Origin of the sequence: Arthrobacter gandavensis (assembly GCF_039528575.1) — a bacterium.
Lineage (GTDB): Bacteria > Actinomycetota > Actinomycetes > Actinomycetales > Micrococcaceae > Arthrobacter_B > Arthrobacter_B citreus_B.
In genome coordinates this window covers 1-1,818 of record NZ_BAAALV010000013.1, presented here as the reverse complement: position 1 = coordinate 1,818, position 1,818 = coordinate 1, and the positions used below count along the sequence as shown (strand labels likewise).

At 54.8% G+C, this 1,818-nt stretch carries 1 rRNA gene; it reads left to right on the top strand.

The window, feature by feature from the left end:
* Positions 1–465: 465 nt before the first annotated feature.
* A 23S ribosomal RNA gene (locus tag ABFX29_RS16615) occupies positions 466–1,818 on the top strand; the annotation flags it as partial.

Sequence of the window (1,818 nt, the reverse complement as noted above, 5' to 3'; positions counted from 1 at the left end):
AAGGAGCACCTGAAGCTTGTGTGTTCTTCCACAGTGTTGGATGCACGGTTTCCAGGAGTAAAGCCCGCTGCGAAGGCATATGTTCTTCGGCGGGTGCTCATGGGTGGAATATCAATAAACAGGTTTGTCCGGGTTTCTCCGGGTTTGTGAGTACGCCTCTTTGGGGGTTGGAAAGCTGGCCTGGGGTGTTGGCCCGGGGGTAATCGTTTGGCACACTGTTGGGTCCTGAGGCAACAGGATCTGTTGTTTCTGGTTTTTCCTGCGCATGCCGGAGGCCGGCTGGTGGTTCCCCTTGCGGGGTGCCTGGTCTGGTGGATGGGTGTGACGGGGTTGTTGTTTGAGAACTACATAGTGGACGCGAGCATCTTAAAAATTATTAAGTGCAATTTCAGATAAACCTGGTGACCGGTCTTGTACTGGTTTTCCATGGTTTTCTCGATAGCGATATTAATTGTTGATCTTTGTGGTCAAGTTTTTAAGGGCACACGGTGGATGCCTTGGCATCAGGAGCCGAAGAAGGACGTAGGAATCTGCGATAAGCCTGGGGGAGTTGATAACCGAGCGTTGATCCCAGGATGTCCGAATGGGGAAACCCCGCCCGGCGCGCGAGTGACCGGGTGACCCGCATCTGAACACATAGGGTGCGTGGAGGGAACGCGGGGAAGTGAAACATCTCAGTACCCGCAGGAAGAGAAAACAACAGTGATTCCGTTAGTAGTGGCGAGCGAACGCGGAAGAGGCTAAACCAGTGGTGTGTGATAGCCGGCGGGCGTTGCATCACTGGGGTTGCGGGACTTTCCGTATCAGTTCTGCCGGACTGGTGAAGTGAGTGCAGGTGCATAGGTGAACTGGTTTGAAAGCCAGGCCGTAGAGGGTGTTAGCCCCGTAACCGGAATGTATGCTGCCGCTTGGAGAGGATCCCAAGTAGCACGGGGCCCGAGAAATCCCGTGCGAATCTGCCAGGACCACCTGGTAAGCCTAAATACTCCCTGATGACCGATAGCGGACAAGTACCGTGAGGGAAAGGTGAAAAGTACCCCGGGAGGGGAGTGAAATAGTACCTGAAACCGTGTGCCTACAAACCGTCGGAGCAGCCTTGTAGCTGTGACGGCGTGCCTTTTGAAGAATGAGCCTGCGAGTTAGTGTTACGTCGCGAGGTTAACCCGTGTGGGGAAGCCGTAGCGAAAGCGAGTCTGAACAGGGCGAGTGAGTGGCGTGATCTAGACCCGAAGCGGAGTGATCTACCCATGGCCAGGTTGAAGCGACGGTAAGACGTCGTGGAGGACCGAACCCACTTCAGTTGAAAATGGAGGGGATGAGCTGTGGGTAGGGGTGAAAGGCCAATCAAACTCCGTGATAGCTGGTTCTCCCCGAAATGCATTTAGGTGCAGCGTTGCGTGTTTCTTGCCGGAGGTAGAGCTACTGGATGGCCGATGGGCCCTACAAGGTTACTGACGTCAGCCAAACTCCGAATGCCGGTAAGTGAGAGCGCAGCAGTGAGACTGTGGGGGATAAGCTTCATAGTCGAGAGGGAAACAGCCCAGACCACCAACTAAGGCCCCTAAGCGTGTGCTAAGTGGGAAAGGATGTGGAGTTGCCCAGACAACCAGGAGGTTGGCTTAGAAGCAGCCATCCTTGAAAGAGTGCGTAATAGCTCACTGGTCAAGTGATTCCGCGCCGACAATGTAGCGGGGCTCAAGTACACCGCCGAAGTTGTGGCATTCAGATTTTTGGTAAGCCTTCGTGGTTCAGCCGTCTGGATGGGTAGGGGAGCGTCGTGTGGGCAGTGAAGCTGCGGTGTAAACCAGTGGTGGAGCC